The organism is Paenibacillus aceti, assembly GCF_003614185.1.
Lineage (GTDB): Bacteria > Bacillota > Bacilli > Paenibacillales > Paenibacillaceae > Fontibacillus > Fontibacillus aceti.
Genome location: NZ_KZ987724.1, coordinates 3,771,201 through 3,786,898, shown reverse-complemented (window position 1 = coordinate 3,786,898; position 15,698 = coordinate 3,771,201). Strand labels below are relative to the sequence as shown.

The window sequence follows — 15,698 nt, the reverse complement described above, 5'->3', positions numbered from 1 at the left end:
TTTGGCGGGCGTCCTATTGTGGATGGAACTATAAATGGATAAAATGAGCATAAATACTTTTTGAACAATCTCATATACAGGAAGGTGATTAAACAGCATGATCGATCCAAGTGTAAAGCATGACATGAAAGAAATGGCTGCGCGACTAACTAATCTTAGGGGGTCTCTTTGACTTAGACCTGAAGCGGGAAATGATCGCGAACTATGAAGAGAAGATGGCGGCACCGGATTTCTGGGATGATAATGACAAGGCGCAGGCCTTGATCAATGAGATGAATGCCGTCAAATCCTCTGTTGACCAATATAATGCTTTGCAGCAGGAGTATGACGACATCGTGGTGATGGCGGAGCTGGCTGAAGAGGAGAATGATGAATCATTAATCGCTGAAATCTCTGAGTCCGTAGCCTCGCTGCATAAGAAGCTGGAGGATTTTGAGCTTCAGTTATTATTAAGTGCGCCCTATGATAAAATGAATGCCATCCTTGAGCTGCATCCAGGCGCCGGAGGCACCGAGTCACAGGATTGGGGCTCTATGCTGCTGCGGATGTATACACGCTGGGCCGAGAAACGCGGATTCAAGGTGGAGACGCTGGATTATCTGCCGGGTGATGAGGCGGGGATCAAGAGCGTAACGCTGTTGATTAAAGGTTATAATGCCTACGGATACTTGAAGGCTGAGAAGGGGGTGCATCGGTTGGTGCGTATCTCTCCGTTCGATTCCTCCGGCCGTAGACATACCTCATTCGTCTCCTGCGATGTCGTGCCGGAGATCACTGATGACGTAGATCTTGAGATTCGCACCGAGGATCTCAAGATCGATACGTACCGGGCCAGCGGTGCGGGCGGTCAGCATATCAATACGACCGACTCGGCCGTACGGATTACCCACTTGCCAACCGGCATCGTCGTTACTTGCCAGAATGAACGTTCACAGATCAAGAACCGCGAGCAGGCGATGACCATGCTCCGTTCCAAGCTCTATGAACGCAAGCTGGAAGAACAGCAGAAAGCGCTGGATGAGATTCGCGGTGAACAATCCGAGATCGCCTGGGGCAGCCAAATCCGCTCCTACGTATTCCATCCTTACAGCATGGTGAAGGACCACCGTACCTCCGTGGAGACCGGTAATGTCGGCGCTGTTATGGACGGCGACCTCGATCCATTCATCGATGGGTATTTGCGTAGCCAGATTAGAACAGAAGTACAATAACTAGCATAATCATTCCTACACATCTTTGGGGGAACTGGGAAGAGAAGCTCTGATTAGATCTCGTCCATTTCTCCCGGAGGGTGTAGGAATTTTTTTGTTAGGAGACTGTAGCGACAATAACCCGCCGACGAACGCAACAGTTACCCGCAACGAATAGGGGAATGTCCAGCGTCCACTACATGTACCAGCTCGATGCCACAACCGACGGACAATGGTGTTCGGAGTAATAGACATGTCCGGGTCATAAATGCATAGGTTACACTTAAAAACACAAAATTGGCTGTAGCCTCACTTTAATTGTAAAAAATACAGTTTAAATAACGTTTTTCCTTGATTCATGAAAAAGGGCGAGTCTAAGTGTACGAAATGCAACTAAAACAATATCCGCAATAATTCCCATCGATATAAGTGTATTATTTGCAATTAAATTGACGCAATTTTCTAAATATTATGTAATTTTGATCTGAAAACCAAAGAAGCGGACCCTCTTCTCAGAGGCATCCGCTTCATAGACGATATACTGCTATTAATTATGTATATGATAACGTGAGTTGTATGAAATGTCAATAAGTAGTGGTTCGACTAATCAGCTTTTCCAGCTGCAATGGATCTAAAAGAATGTAGTAAGTCTGTAGAGTGAGCTGCCAGTAACTGTTCAATATTTCTCAGAATACTGTTCATTTCATCGAGCTTCCTTTCTAGTTGCTGGTTTTCGAGTTTCAGGTCATAAATTTCGTTATCATGCTGGGCTGAAACTACATTATAGAAGAATAATTGGCTTAGTAAGTAGTCATCGATCTGGTCCAAAATCTTTAGGTTGGTAACCTTTCCAGACCGATTTAGTATACGATTTTTACTTATCCATCGAATCCCACCTACACCGATGCCAGAATTACTAGTTAAACCTGTTGTGTTGTTGGACATCCCAATGTATCGGTTATAGAAATATCAATAACATCTCTTCTGCCTTTGCCATGAGTTTTCGAACTACAGGGTGCTATTAGAACAGTGTTATAACTATTTGCAATAACAATTGCAGGGTGTTCGTAGGAAGCCTCAAATCCAAAATTCATTGCGCCAAGTTCAATAAATACGATATCTCCCCGACTATATCTTGCTGTGACGTTTTTCCCATGATCATCTATCCATCTTTCGACATGAATCAACCATTGCACCATAGAATACGCATCTGATTCTTGTAACTTGTCCATCAGGTTCCAGACAGCTTTCTTGTACGGATTAGCTATTGGTGTAACTTGCAAACCCTTGGTTGTCTTTCTATTTTTCCCTAGTTTCTCTACCTCCTGTTTAACTTCCCGTTTGTCTATCTTAAACAATGAGTCTCACCATCCTTTTCAAAATGTAATTCGATAATGTAATTATCTATCTAATTAGTTAACCAAATCAAGTTTTTGGGGAAATTATCCTTATATTTGGCTATTCTTTAATGGTTGCAAATAGGGAATCAAATTAATGGTTGTATTTATATAAGTTCAAACGTATAATAATACATATTAATTACAGATTTATGCATAAGGATATAGAAGCAGGTGCTGGGAAGAGGAGGAAGAGGAGTGGAAGCTGTAAAAGTAAAGGTCGCGATTGTCGGTTCCACGGGCTACGGAGGCGTGGAGCTGATTCGTTTTTTAATGGGACATCCGCATGTAGAGATTGTATCGGTGATTTCATCCTCCAGTGCGGGCGAGCCGATTGCGGACGGCTTTCCGCATTTGTCGGAGCTGATGGTGCAGAATTTGGACGGTGTAGATCCGCGAGAGATTGCGCAGAAGGCGGACGTAGTCTTTACAGCTACCCCTTCCGGGGTAAGCAGCAAGCTGGTCCCACAGCTTCTTGAAGCCGGGCTGCGTGTAATCGACCTATCCGGGGATTTCCGGATCAAGGATGGCGCATTGTACGAAGCGTGGTATAAGCAGGAGGCGGCGGATCAGAAGTGGCTTGAGCAAGCGATCTACGGGCTATGTGAGATTAATGGAGAGTTTGTACGTGATTCCAGCTTCATCTCTAACCCGGGCTGCTATTCGACTACGACGCTGCTAGGCCTGCTGCCTGCGCTAACTGCAGGCTGGATCGATCCAGCAAGCATCATTATCGATGCCAAGTCTGGTGTATCCGGGGCAGGGCGGGGCACGAGCCTGACCACCCATTACGCAGAAATAAATGAAAATTTGAAAATATATAAAGTAAATAAGCATCAGCATATTCCTGAAATTGAGCAGGAGCTGACGCGCGCAGCTGGGACTCCAGTGACGGTTACCTTTACGACCCATTTGGTGCCGATGACCAGAGGAATTATGAGTACGATGTACGCCAAATTACAGGGGGACTATACAGAAGAGAAGCTTGTGGAGTTGTACCGCGAGTTCTATAACGGAAGACCGTTCGTGCGTATTCGTGAGGCGGGGAAGTGGCCAGCAACGAAGGAAGTGTTCGGCTCGAACTATTGCGACATCGGATTCTCTGTGGATGAGCGGACTGGAAGGGTCACGATCGTGGCGGTGACGGATAATGTCGTCAAGGGAGCTGCCGGTCAAGCGATACAGAATTTGAACCTGATGATGGGTTGGGATGAAACGACGGGGCTTAAGTTTAGTCCGGTGTATCCATAAAAGATCAGGTCGTCCGATGCTCTAAGGAAACTACAGATTGCTATTTCCCCAAAAACAGCGGTAAATCTATTTTAACGAAACACCATATCGTTATTCTGGGGAAATCGGGGTGTTAACCCCCTAATTTGCTCTAATAGCAATCCCCAGTTTCGTTAAAATTTTCAGAGGCTGCTTTTGGTGCAAATAGCGATACCACGTTTCCTTAGAAATCAGAAGGGGAGCTCGTAAGCTAAGGCTCACAGCCAAGGGGCGGGAACAGAGTACTGGCGACAGTTTGGTAGTCCAGTAGTTTTTAGCAGTCCAGTAATTTGGTAGTCCGGTAGTTCCGCAGTACATTACTTCAGCAGCTTAACAGTTTACAAGATAAATAGGATTGGGGAATGGAGAGGATCGTCATGGAAGTGGTTAGTTTATTTCAGGTTGTCCCGGAAGGCACGGTTGCTTCGCCGCAGGGATTCCAGGCCGGCGGGCTGCATTGCGGCCTGAAGAAAACATCGCGCAATGATCTCGGCGCGATCTATTGCGAGGTGCCGGCGACGGCGGCGGCGGTCTACACGACCAACGCATTCCAGGCCGCACCGCTGAAGGTGACGCGCGAATCGATCGCGTCAAACGGGCGGCTGCGGGCGGTGGTCGTGAACAGCGGCAACGCCAACGCCTGCACCGGCCGCCAGGGCGAGGCCGACGCTTATGCGATGCGCGCGGCAGCCGCGGATGCCTTCGGCCTCGCTGCAAGCGAGGTGGCCGTCGCTTCTACCGGCGTCATCGGCGAATTGCTGCCGATGGATCGCGTGGTCGGCGGGATTGTCGGCCTGCCGGCTGCATTAGCGGCAGGGGATGAGGGCGCCGACCAGTTCGCGCAAGCGATCTTGACGACGGATCTCGTCAAGAAGGAGTCCTGCGTCACGCTTACCGTGGATGGCCATGAAGTGACGATTGCAGGAGCGGCCAAAGGCTCCGGAATGATTCACCCGAATATGGCCACGATGCTTGCTTTTGTGACGACAGATGCAGTGATTTCCCAACAGGCACTGCAAGGCCTGCTTGGGCAGACGACGGATGTCACCTTTAATATGATTACCGTCGATGGAGATACGAGCACGAACGATATGCTGATCGCAATGGCCAGCGGGCTGGCCGGGAATACGGAGCTGGCCCCGGGTCATCCCGATTGGGACAGCTTCGCGGCGGCCTTCCGGCATGTATGCCAGACACTGGCCCAGGCGATCGCTCGCGATGGCGAAGGAGCGACGCGCCTTGTCGAGGTGACGGTGAGCGGAGCCGTCACGGATCAGTCGGCCCGCGCCATCGCCAAGACGGTGATCGGCTCGAGCCTCGTCAAGTCGGCGATGTTCGGCGCTGACGCGAACTGGGGCCGGATCATCGCGGCGGTGGGCCGCGCAGGGGAGCCGGTGAACCCGGACACCGTCGATATCAAGCTCGGCGACATCCCCGTATTAATCGGCTCGCAGCCGGTAGCGTTCGACGAAGAGCAGGCGCTTGCCTATTTGCAGGGCGACACGGTCGTTATTCATGTCGAACTGCATTATGGAGCAGGTCAGGCCACCGCTTGGGGCTGCGATTTAACCTATGACTATGTACGAATCAATGCGGCTTACCGCACTTAATAAACTATCAATCTATCAAAAGGAGGTTCATCCATATGGAGACAGCTTTGCAGGGCAAGCAGGGGGTGCAAGGCAACCCACTATTGAACGATCAGCAAGGGGAGAGAAGCTCATTTGTCATGAAGTGCGGCGGCAGCACACTGGAGGAGCTACCCGACTCTTTTTACAATGATCTCGCCAGGCTGCAAGCCAGCGGCGTACAGCCTGTGATCGTACATGGCGGCGGCCCGGCCATTTCAGATAACTTGAATAAGCTGGGGATCGAGACTCATTTCGTGAATGGACTTCGCTACACTTCCGAGGAAGTGCTGGATGTCGTAGAGATGGTGCTCGCGGGCAGTATCAACAAGAAGGTGGTCCGGCGCATCGGCCAAGCGGGCGGCAAGGCATTGGGATTGTCCGGGGTGGATGGTAGCTTGATTACCGCCAAGCCGGTGCAGACCGCGTCGGAGGTCGGATGGGTCGGCGATGTAACGGATGTGAATGCGGAGCTGATCGAAGGCGTGCTGAAGCTCGGCTATATGCCAGTCATTGCGCCGGTAGGCATCGGAGAGGATGGCACCCGCTATAACATTAACGCCGATACAGCTGCCGGAGCGGTAGCATCGGTCTTAGGCGTGCAGCAGATGATCGTCGTCACGGATGTTCCAGGGATTTTGAAGAATATCGGCGGTGAGAAGTGTGTGATGGAGACGGTCACGGTACAGCAAATCGAGGATATGATACTAACGGGCGAGATTTATGGGGGCATGATTCCTAAAGTTAGAGCCGCAGTCGCTTGTATCCAGGGCAAGGTGAACGAAGTTATTATCGTGGATGGCAGTGAGCCGGGCATTCTGGGTCGGGTACTATCCGGCGAAAAGATCGGTACGCGAATTGTTCGAATGGGCTAGCCGTTAGCATAGATAACATTTAAGGGATAGGAGTTGAATTGACAATGGCACAGAGCGCACTTTTTCCAACTTATTCACGCTTTCCGATCAATCTGGTCAAGGGCCATGGCAGCTGGTTATGGGATGATCAGGGCAATCGTTATCTCGATTTCATGAGCGGGCTCGCCGTTACGAATCTTGGGCATGCCCCGGAGAAGGTGAAGCAGAAAGTCAAGGAGCAGCTCGATGATCTATGGCATGTATCGAATCTGTTCCAGATCCCGCAGCAGGAGCAGGCGGCGCAATTGTTAACGGAAATCAGCTGTGCCGATGCGGTGTTCTTCTGCAATAGCGGAGCGGAGGCGAATGAGGCAGCGATCAAGCTGGCACGTCGTTATCATCAGAAAATAAAGGGCGCCGACCGCTACGAGATCATTACCTTCGAGCAATCCTTCCACGGGCGTACACTGGCCACGCTGACGGCTACGGGCCAGCAGAAGGTGAAGGACGGCTTCCTGCCGCTGCCTGCTGGCTTCAAGACGGTTCCGTTATACGATATGGACGCACTGCATAGCGCAATCGGTCCGCATACGGCAGCGATCATGATCGAGATGATTCAGGCTGAAGGCGGTGTGTATCCGGTGGATCACAAATTCGTCCAGGAGCTCTCCAAGCTGTGTCAGGAGCAGGGGCTGTTGCTGATTATTGATGAAGTACAGACGGGCATGGGCCGGACCGGTACCTGGTTCGCTCACCAGCAATACGGCATCGAGCCGGATATTTTCACAGTAGCCAAAGGAATCGCCAGCGGCCTGTCCGCAGGTGCGATGCTCGGTAAGGAATATCTGCGCGAGGCCTTCGCGCCGGGAAGCCATGCTTCCACCTTCGGCGGCAATCCGGTTGCGTCAGCCGCGGTGATTGCAACACTGACGACCATGAAGGAAGAGAACACGCCACAGAGAGCGGCCGAGGCGGGTCAATATTTGCTCGAACGCTTGAAGGAGGCACTTGACGGACAGCCCTTCGTAAAAGACATCCGCAGCATGGGCCTGCTAGTCGGGATCGAATGTGTGGAGACTGTGGCGGAGCTGGTGACTGCCGGACAGAAGAATAAGCTGTTATTCGTGACCGCGGGTCCTAATGTCATTCGGCTGCTGCCGAACCTGCATGTAAGCCATGAAGAGATCGATCAAGCGGTGGACACACTGACGGCGATCATTACCACATATACGAGCAAGGAGGAAGCGAAGCTATGAGCCTGTCCCAAGCATTGACAAACCAGACTTTTGATTTGCGCGGCCGTGATTTTTTGGAAATGGATGATTACTCCACCGAGGAGATTCAATATTTGCTCGATCTGGCGATTGAACTGAAGCGGAAGCAGAAGAACGGAGAAGTGTATGAGCCGCTGAAGGGGAAGACCGTCGGCTTAATCTTCGAGAAGTCCTCGACCCGGACGAGAGTTTCTTTTGAAGTCGGCACCTATCAGTTGGGCGGCCATGCGCTGTTCCTCAGTAAAAATGATATCCAGCTCGGTCGCGGCGAGACGATTGCGGATACGGCGGGTGTGATGTCCCGTTACTTAGATGGCATTATGATTCGGACGTTCGGACACGACAAGGTGGTCGAGCTGGCTAAGTATGCCTCGGTGTCTGTCATTAACGGGCTTAGCGATCTGGCGCATCCATGTCAGGTGCTGGCGGACTATCAGACGATTTACGAGCATAAGGGCAAGCTGCAAGGCATTAAGCTTGCTTATGTCGGCGACGGCAATAATATGGCTCATTCCCTGATGATCGGCGGGGCGAAGCTCGGAGTGCATGTATCCGTGGCCAGTCCAGAGGGCTACGAGCCTGATGCGGCGGTTTTCCAGCAGGCACAGCAATTCGCCAAGGCTACGGGAGCGATCATTGAGGTGGTTCGCGATCCGCAAGCGGCGGTACAGCATGCCGATGTCATCTATTCGGACGTCTGGGCCAGCATGGGCTTTGAGGAAGAGCAGAAGCAGCGGGAGCTGGCTTTTAAGGATTATCAGGTTGATGAACAGTTGGCTTCCTATGCCAAGCCGGATTATGTGTTCATGCACTGCCTGCCTGCCCATCGCGGGGAGGAAGTCAGTGTGGGCGTGATCGATGGCGAGCACTCGATTATTTTTGATCAGGCGGAGAATCGTCTGCATGCACAGAAGGCGCTGATGGCGGCATTGATCGGCTAGACGAAGCCGGTTATAAGGTTATATATCAAGCAAAGGGGAAGAGAGACTATGGCGAAGCAGAAAATTGTGTTGGCGTACTCGGGTGGCCTCGACACATCCGTTATATTGAAATGGTTAAAAGAAACCTACGATGCAGACATCATCGCCTTTACAGCGGATATCGGTCAGAAGGAGGAATTGGACGGTCTGGAGGCCAAGGCGCTTGCGACCGGTGCTTCCAAAGTGTACATCGATGACCTGCGCGATGAATTCGCCAAGGACTTCATCCATCCGATGTTCCAGGCTGGAGCATTGTACGAAGGGCAATACTTGCTGGGAACGAGTATCGCTCGCCCGTTGATTGCGAAGCGGATGGTGGAAATCGCCCGGGCTGAAGGGGCGACAGCAATCGCGCATGGGGCGACGGGTAAAGGGAATGACCAGGTCAGATTCGAGCTGGCGGCGGCTGCGATTGCACCGGAGATCGCTGTCATTGCACCGTGGCGGCTGAATGAGTTCCGCGATCGCTTCCCGGGTCGGGCGGAAATGATCGCTTATGCCGAGGCGAACGGGATTCCGGTCACCGCATCGGCTGCGAAGCCGTATTCGATGGACCGCAATCTGCTGCATATCAGCTATGAGAGCGGCATGCTGGAAGATCCATGGTTCGATGCGGCGGCGCCGGAGAACAAGGATATGTATCTGCTCAGCGTATCGCCGGAGGATGCGCCGGATCAAGCGGAATATGTGGAGCTGGACTTCGAGCAAGGCAATTGTGTGGCAATAAACGGCGTGCAGCTTAGTCCGCTTGGCGTAATGGAGAAGCTGAACGAACTCGGCGGCAAGCATGGCATCGGCCGGGTGGATATGGTAGAGAATCGCTTCGTCGGCATGAAGAGCCGCGGGGTGTATGAGACTCCGGGCGGAACGATTCTGTTCACGGCGCATCGCAAGATGGAGTCGCTCACCATGGACCGCGAAGTCATGAACCTGCGCGACAGCCTGATTACCCGCTACAGCACGCTGGTATACAATGGCTTCTGGTTCGCGCCGGAGCGTCTGGCACTACAGGCGCTGGTCACCGAGAGCCAGAAGAATGTGACGGGTACGGTTCGTCTGAAGCTATATAAGGGCAATATTATCGCCGCCGGTGTGAAGAGTCCGGTAAGTCTCTATAATCCGGATATTGCTACTATGGAGGCTGATCCAAGCCAGGCCTATGATCAAGGCGATGCCACGGGCTTCATTCACTTGAACGCGCTGCGTCTGAAAGTAGGCAAGGGAGTAGAACAGAGTGTAGTATTGTAAGTGCAAATTATACACTTATTTTGCGGGATGGCGGGGGAAGGCTACTTTTAGTTGCATTTTGTACATTTAGTATTCTCCTTCTTCACCCAATCGCGGAAAAACAATTATTTAACTGTACCTTTTGCAATTAATGTACGGCTAGAGCCGAAGTGTGGAGTTCTAACGGTACTTTATACAACTAGAAACTTCAGTGGAAGCTATTATACTCTTCTCGGGGCTATGTCATAGATGATATAAGTGCTAATCTGCAACTATGTCGGCCCGTCAGGCTCTTCATAGCGAATATAGATGCGTTTATACATCTATTTGGACGGATTGGCGTGGGATCGGGGCTTGTGTCAGGAGATAGTTGTATTTTCGCATCTATTTCCTGAGTCCAGGAAGCTTTTTCCGAGGATAAGTGTATTATTGCAGCTATTAGCGATATTTACGAAAAATGAGAGCCTATAAGAGCACGGAGTGTGCATAGGAGGATCTATCTATAGATAAGGAGTGGGTCAGGTGAGCAAACTGTGGGGAGGACGCTTCACCAAGCAGACGAACCGGCTGGTCGAGCAATATACGGCCTCGATCGGATTCGATCAGGCTCTGGCGGAGGAGGATGTGCAGGGAAGTCTGGCGCATGTGGCGATGCTGGGCAAATGCGGGATTCTCCCGGAGGAGGATGTCGAGAAGATTAAGGAAGGGCTTCATACCGTGCTGGGACAAATCCGCCGCGGAGAACTGGAATACTCGATCGAGAACGAAGATATCCATATGAATATCGAGAAGCAGCTGATCGACGAGATCGGCCCGGTCGGCGGCAAGCTGCATACCGGGCGCAGCCGTAATGATCAGGTAGCGACGGATATGCATCTGTATCTGCGGAGACGGGTCGTAGAATTCGTGGGCTTGCTCCATGATCTGCAGGAAGCCCTGTTAGGACAAGCCAAGGCGAATCTGGAGACGATTCTGCCAGGCTACACGCATCTGCAGCGGGCGCAGCCGATTCTGTTCGCCCATCATCTGATGGCTTACGTCTCGATGTTCCAGCGGGATATCGAACGGCTGCAGGATAGCTATCGTCGCATCAATGTGCTGCCTCTCGGGGCGGGGGCGCTGGCCGGGACGACGTTCCCGATCGACCGTCATTTCGTCGCCGAGCAGCTTCATTTTGACAGCGTCTATGAGAACAGTCTGGATGCTGTCAGCGACCGCGACTTCATTATTGAGTTCCTGGCCGATGCTTCGATCCTGATGATGCATCTGTCGCGCTTGAGCGAGGAACTGGTTCTGTGGAGCAGCACGGAATTCCGCTTCATCGAGCTGGATGATGCCTTCTGCACCGGCAGTAGCATCATGCCGCAGAAGAAAAACCCCGATGTCCCCGAACTGGTTCGAGGCAAAACAGGGCGCGTCTATGGCAACTTGATGGGCCTGCTCACCGTCCTTAAATCGCTGCCACTGGCGTACAACAAGGATATGCAGGAGGATAAGGAGGGCATGTTCGATACGGTGGAGACCCTGCAAGGAGCGCTCAAGCTGTTCGCCCCGATGATCGCCACGATGAAGGTGAACAAAGAGCAGATGCGCGAGGCGGTGAACAAGGACTTCTCCAATGCCACGGACATTGCCGATTTCCTGGTCGGGAAAGGTATGCCTTTCCGCCAAGCCCATGAGGTGATCGGGAAGACGGTGCTGTACTGTATTAAGAACCATAAATTCCTGCTTGATCTGACGATGGAGGAGTTCAAGCAATTCTCCAGTCTGTTCGATGAGAGCATCTATGCGGTGCTCCAGCCGGAAGCAGTGGTGAATGCCCGCAATGTCTATGGCGGAACGGCCTCGGGACAGGTAGCAGCGGCGATCGGGCGTGCGGAGGAAAGGCTCCATACTACGGCTAGCTGGGTCGTAGAATATACAGAGAAGAGCAAATAGCATAAGATCAGATTGTACTTTGAACCATCGCGTCCATCTGTGGATGTGGTGGTTTTTGCTGTCTCTCGAAGAGAGGCTATAACGTGTCCATACGAGCGCTCCGCATTTCAATACATGTATGATTTGGGAATAATATGGCTGGATTGCAATAGTTTGAAAAGGATTATTAATTTTTCATGAAAATTTTCTAGGACATATTAAGAAACGCTCGAATTCTGTCGAAGAAATGGATATCTTGTAATTTTATACCCTGCAAAATCATGTGAATTAACCTCATGTTCATTGCTGCACAAATACATATTTTCAGGAGGGATCGAAGGGGTGATTTATCAAGTTTTTAGCATATTTGCAAATCAGAGGAGGGGCTTTCTTGAAAGGACTAATGAAACGATTAAAATCTTTAGTAGAAGTACGAAGTTTACGTAACCGATTATTCATTCTATTTGCTCTGATGCTTATTGTACCTAGTATCGTCATCGCAATCGGCAGCTTCAATAGTGCGAAGACGGAGCTGCGAGAGAGCACGGATGATCTGACCCAAATGAGCGCGTTCCTGTTCAACGAGTCTTTGGATCGGTTGATCGAAGCGCAGGTCGATAATGCAGATCAGCTAGCTATGCAGATCAGCTCACAGCAGATTGATAGCAAGTCACCGGAGGTTCAGAAGCTGCTTAAGCTCTTCGTTGAGAAGCACCCGGATACAGGCAATATTGTGATCGGGAATAACAACGGGGCCTGGATGAAGGCGGTGGAGACGGGTGAGGAGGAGTATGATCCCAGAGAGCGCGATTGGTATAAGGCCGCGTTGGATGAGCCTGATAAAGCGGTTATTATAGATCCGTTCAAATCGACTTCTACAGGCAATTACAGTCTATTCGTCAGCCGTGCGCTGCCGGATAAACAAGGTGCGATCACGGTCTCCTTGAATCTGTCCAAAATCAATGAGATGGCCGAGAGCACGAAACTGGGCGAGCGAGGCTACATTTATGTGATGGACCGGAATAATCGGGTGGTAGCCGATCCTGAGACAGAGATCGGTGAAGAGATTCAGGGCGAGCAGGTGGATAAGATCCATGCCGCCGAATCCGGATTCATCAACTATAAGAGTCCGGTTAGCGGCAATGATCAGCGGGTTTATTTTATAACAAATGAATGGACAGGCTTCAAGATTGTCGGTGTGCTGGAGATGAAGGAAATCGATGAAAGGGCGATGCCGATATTCTGGAACTGCTTGATCATATCAGGGATTGCTCTGATTCTTGGGCTTGCCGTGCTGTACTTCGTGGTCCGGGCGGTTACGCTGCCGATCGAAAGATTGAATCTGTCGTCCAAGCGGGTCGGAGAAGGATATTTGAATGAGAAGGTTGCGGTCAGCAGCAAGGACGAGATCGGTCAATTGACGGGGAACTACAATAGTATGGTCTCGACGATCCGGGATATTATCGGTAGTGTCGCAGATATTTCCGGGCAACTCGCTGCTTCCAGTGAAGAGCTGACGGCGAGCACCGAGCATAATACGAAGGCTGTTGAACATGTCGTGGAGCTCGTTCAGAACGCTTCCGAGGATGCGGAGAGACAGGCGACCTCTTCGGCAGAAGGGGCGAGAGCGATGGAAGAGATGTCCCAGGGTATCTATAGAATCGCCGAGGCTTCGAATCTGATCGCAAGCTCTTCCTCTCAGACGGAGGAGGATATCCATACCGGTAGTCAGAAGGTAGCTATTGTGGCAGCGCAGATGAGTGAAATTCATCGCTCTACGTCGGAGTCGGCCGAATTGATTCGTCAAATGAATGAGATCAGCTCCCATGTAGCCGAGATGGGCTCAGCGGTTGCCGATATCGCCAAGAAGACGAATTTGCTAGCCCTAAATGCAGCGATTGAAGCGGCTAGAGCAGGTGAGGAAGGCCGCGGCTTTGCCGTCGTAGCCGGGGAGGTTCGCAAGCTGGCTGAACAATCGAAGGATACGGTTGAACAGATTCAGGGCCGTTTGGTACAAATGGCTGATTTGACTCAGGAAGCCTATACGAAGATGAGTCAGGACGTTGTTACGAATGTAGAACGCGGGATGTCTGTGCCCGATGACGCGCAGGTTGCCTTCCGTCAGATCGAGCAATCGACGAAGCAGATTCTGGAACAAATCCAGGATGTATCAGCTATTACTGAGCAGATGTCGGCAAGTGCTGACGAGGTAGCCGCCTCGGTAGCTCATATTGCGGAGACTTCAGCCCGGAGCCAGGACGACTTCCAGAGTGTAACGGCAGCTACTGAGCAGCAGCTCGCTTCTATGGAGGAGATTGCTTCCGCAGCAGAGGGCTTGGCTCAAATCGCTACATCGATGCATAGTAAAGTAGAGTATTTCAAGCTGGATAAGGAAAAAGAATAATATAGAATGCAGACTATATCTCTAGCGTATTTGGACTTGGATTTCGAATGCGTTAGAGATATTTTTTGTCCGCTTTACTACGTAACAATGTTATGTTACATTAATTTCTGAGAAAGGGGGATACGTATGAACGAAGACTTGATTTCCAAAAAGGAGCTACTGGATGTGACCGGTATATCATACGGTCAGCTGTATCGCTGGAAGCGCAAGAACTTGATTCCGGAGCAGTGGTTCATCCGCAAATCTTCCTATACTGGACAGGAAACCTTTTTTCCACGTGATAAAATTCTTCAACGTATCGACCGGATTCTGAATATGAAGGATGATCTGTCTCTGGATGCATTGGCAGATGTATTCTCACCTGGCTTGGCGGATATTCGGCTGACCGCAGGTGAAATATTGGAACGAAACATGGTTACATCGTCTGCCTTGAATTTATATATTGAGGTGGCCGATCCGGCAGCACAATCTCTATTATTTGAGTTCGATAAACTGCTGAGCATGTATGTGCTGGATCAGTGGCTGCAGAGCGGTGATATTTCGCTGGAGGAAGGACGGCTGTTGATCGAGATGCTGAATGAGCATCTGCCGCGGATTGCGGGAATGGATGGTGGGATTATTTTAATACGTAAAAAGGGAGTGTCCACCTTCATTCTCGTTGCTAATGACCCGCAGATCTACGTAGATCCTGGGGCGAAGATTGCTGCCCATCTATCATTGGCACAGTGTACGGAGGCATTGAAGCTACTTATAAACGGGAGCGAGGTTTAAGTTAATGGGAAGTGAATTCAAAGACTTGAAGATTAACGGGATCGGCCAGGTGGCCGGAGGAACCTATGGGAAGATTGTAGCAGATGGATTGGCTACGCTAAACGGAGACATCGTCTGTAACTCATTGACCTCGAATGGTACCCTGAAGGTAAAGAACTCGGTGGAGGCGGGAAAATTACGCTCGAACGGAACGGCCTCTGTATCCGGCTCGGTTCGTGGCGGTGAGCTGCGCGTGGATGGCTCGATGAAGGTGGAGGGAAATGTAGAGTTTGGCAAGATCGATATTAACGGAATGCTGACACTGGGCGGAGGCGTATCCGCTGAGCATGCGAAGGTAGACGGTGGCATCAAGATTGGGGAAAATGCAGAGTTTGAGACCTTGAAGGTACATGGTCTGATCCGTGCGAACGGCATGATCAATGCGGGGGAACTGGAGATTCTGCTGGAAGGAAGCAGCCAGGCCCGGGAGATCGGCGGTGAGCGAATTGTGGTACGGCAGAAGCAGTCTTCGCCGAGACGTCTGTTAAGCCTGATCACCCCTTCGTTGGCGGCGAAGCTGACGGCGGACAGCATTGAAGGAGATCTCGTGGAGCTGGAGGAGACGCGGGCCAGAATCGTGCGCGGAGATGCGGTCAAGATCGGACCGGGCTGTGAAATTGAACGGGTGGAGTATAAGCGGCACTGCGAGATCGATCCCAGGGCTTCGGTCGGAAGCGCGGAGCAGGTGTAGGTGTAGCTGTAGCTGTAGAGCTATACCTAACTGCATAGAATACAACTAAATCAGCAT

General features: G+C 51.1%; 12 protein-coding genes. 11 read left to right on the top strand and 1 reads right to left on the bottom strand.

The window, feature by feature from the left end:
* Nucleotides 1-97: 97 nt before the first annotated feature.
* A protein-coding gene (gene prfB, locus BFJ94_RS17010; RefSeq protein WP_120463727.1) for a peptide chain release factor 2 occupies nt 98-1,211 on the top strand; the annotation gives its coding sequence in 2 pieces (ribosomal slippage) (nt 98-169 and nt 171-1,211; 1,113 coding nt in all).
* An 899-nt stretch (nt 1,212-2,110) separates the two neighbouring features.
* On the opposite strand, the gene BFJ94_RS17000 is transcribed toward prfB, so the two are convergent.
* Nucleotides 2,111-2,548, bottom strand: coding sequence for a type II toxin-antitoxin system PemK/MazF family toxin (locus tag BFJ94_RS17000; RefSeq protein ID WP_120463725.1), 438 nt, complete (start codon nt 2,546-2,548; stop codon nt 2,111-2,113).
* A gap of 237 nt (nt 2,549-2,785) precedes the next feature.
* Here BFJ94_RS17000 and argC point away from each other — a divergent pair, with 237 nt between their 5' ends.
* From argC to BFJ94_RS16950, 10 genes are all read left to right on the top strand, one after another.
* Entirely contained in the window at nt 2,786-3,838 is a 1,053-nt protein-coding gene (gene argC / locus BFJ94_RS16995) for an N-acetyl-gamma-glutamyl-phosphate reductase (RefSeq protein WP_120463724.1), read from the top strand.
* A gap of 395 nt (nt 3,839-4,233) precedes the next feature.
* Nucleotides 4,234-5,466 carry a bifunctional glutamate N-acetyltransferase/amino-acid acetyltransferase ArgJ gene (argJ, locus tag BFJ94_RS16990; RefSeq protein WP_120463723.1) on the top strand — a complete coding sequence of 411 codons (1,233 nt, stop codon included), beginning with the start codon at nt 4,234-4,236 and terminating at the stop codon, nt 5,464-5,466.
* Between the two features lie 119 nt (nt 5,467-5,585).
* Nucleotides 5,586-6,359, top strand: coding sequence for an acetylglutamate kinase (gene argB / locus BFJ94_RS16985; protein ID WP_229717108.1), 774 nt, complete (start codon nt 5,586-5,588; stop codon nt 6,357-6,359).
* Between the two features lie 44 nt (nt 6,360-6,403).
* Nucleotides 6,404-7,594 carry an acetylornithine transaminase gene (gene argD, locus BFJ94_RS16980; protein WP_120463721.1) on the top strand — a complete coding sequence of 397 codons (1,191 nt, stop codon included), beginning with the start codon at nt 6,404-6,406 and terminating at the stop codon, nt 7,592-7,594.
* Complete coding sequence (argF, locus tag BFJ94_RS16975; RefSeq protein WP_120463720.1) at nt 7,591-8,553, top strand: ornithine carbamoyltransferase; 963 nt, start codon at nt 7,591-7,593, stop codon at nt 8,551-8,553. The genes argD and argF overlap by 4 nt, the downstream gene beginning before the upstream one ends.
* Nucleotides 8,554-8,601: 48 nt before the next feature.
* A complete protein-coding gene (locus BFJ94_RS16970; protein ID WP_120463719.1) occupies nt 8,602-9,840 on the top strand; it encodes an argininosuccinate synthase in 1,239 nt (412 codons plus the stop codon).
* A 501-nt stretch (nt 9,841-10,341) separates the two neighbouring features.
* A complete protein-coding gene (gene argH, locus BFJ94_RS16965) occupies nt 10,342-11,757 on the top strand; it encodes an argininosuccinate lyase (protein ID WP_120463718.1) in 1,416 nt (471 codons plus the stop codon).
* Between the two features lie 370 nt (nt 11,758-12,127).
* Nucleotides 12,128-14,140, top strand: coding sequence for a methyl-accepting chemotaxis protein (locus BFJ94_RS16960; RefSeq protein ID WP_240431916.1), 2,013 nt, complete (start codon nt 12,128-12,130; stop codon nt 14,138-14,140).
* 126 nt (nt 14,141-14,266) lie between these two features.
* Nucleotides 14,267-14,911 carry a YhbD family protein gene (locus BFJ94_RS16955; RefSeq protein ID WP_120463717.1) on the top strand — a complete coding sequence of 215 codons (645 nt, stop codon included), beginning with the start codon at nt 14,267-14,269 and terminating at the stop codon, nt 14,909-14,911.
* Nucleotides 14,912-14,915: 4 nt separating this feature from the next.
* Nucleotides 14,916-15,641 carry a polymer-forming cytoskeletal protein gene (locus BFJ94_RS16950; RefSeq protein ID WP_120463716.1) on the top strand — a complete coding sequence of 242 codons (726 nt, stop codon included), beginning with the start codon at nt 14,916-14,918 and terminating at the stop codon, nt 15,639-15,641.
* The last annotated feature ends 57 nt before the right edge of the window (nt 15,642-15,698 follow it).

Excerpts from the sequence above, each read along its gene's own strand:
- BFJ94_RS16970 (WP_120463719.1), top strand. The coding sequence starts at position 8,602 with ATGGCGAAGCAGAAAATTGTGTTGGCGTACTCGGGTGGCCTCGACACA.
- BFJ94_RS16950 (WP_120463716.1), top strand. The coding sequence starts at position 14,916 with ATGGGAAGTGAATTCAAAGACTTGAAGATTAACGGGATCGGCCAGGTG.
- BFJ94_RS16955 (WP_120463717.1), top strand. The coding sequence starts at position 14,267 with ATGAACGAAGACTTGATTTCCAAAAAGGAGCTACTGGATGTGACCGGT.
- argF (WP_120463720.1), top strand. The coding sequence starts at position 7,591 with ATGAGCCTGTCCCAAGCATTGACAAACCAGACTTTTGATTTGCGCGGC.
- argD (WP_120463721.1), top strand. The coding sequence starts at position 6,404 with ATGGCACAGAGCGCACTTTTTCCAACTTATTCACGCTTTCCGATCAAT.
- argJ (WP_120463723.1), top strand. The coding sequence starts at position 4,234 with ATGGAAGTGGTTAGTTTATTTCAGGTTGTCCCGGAAGGCACGGTTGCT.
- argB (WP_229717108.1), top strand. The coding sequence starts at position 5,586 with ATGAAGTGCGGCGGCAGCACACTGGAGGAGCTACCCGACTCTTTTTAC.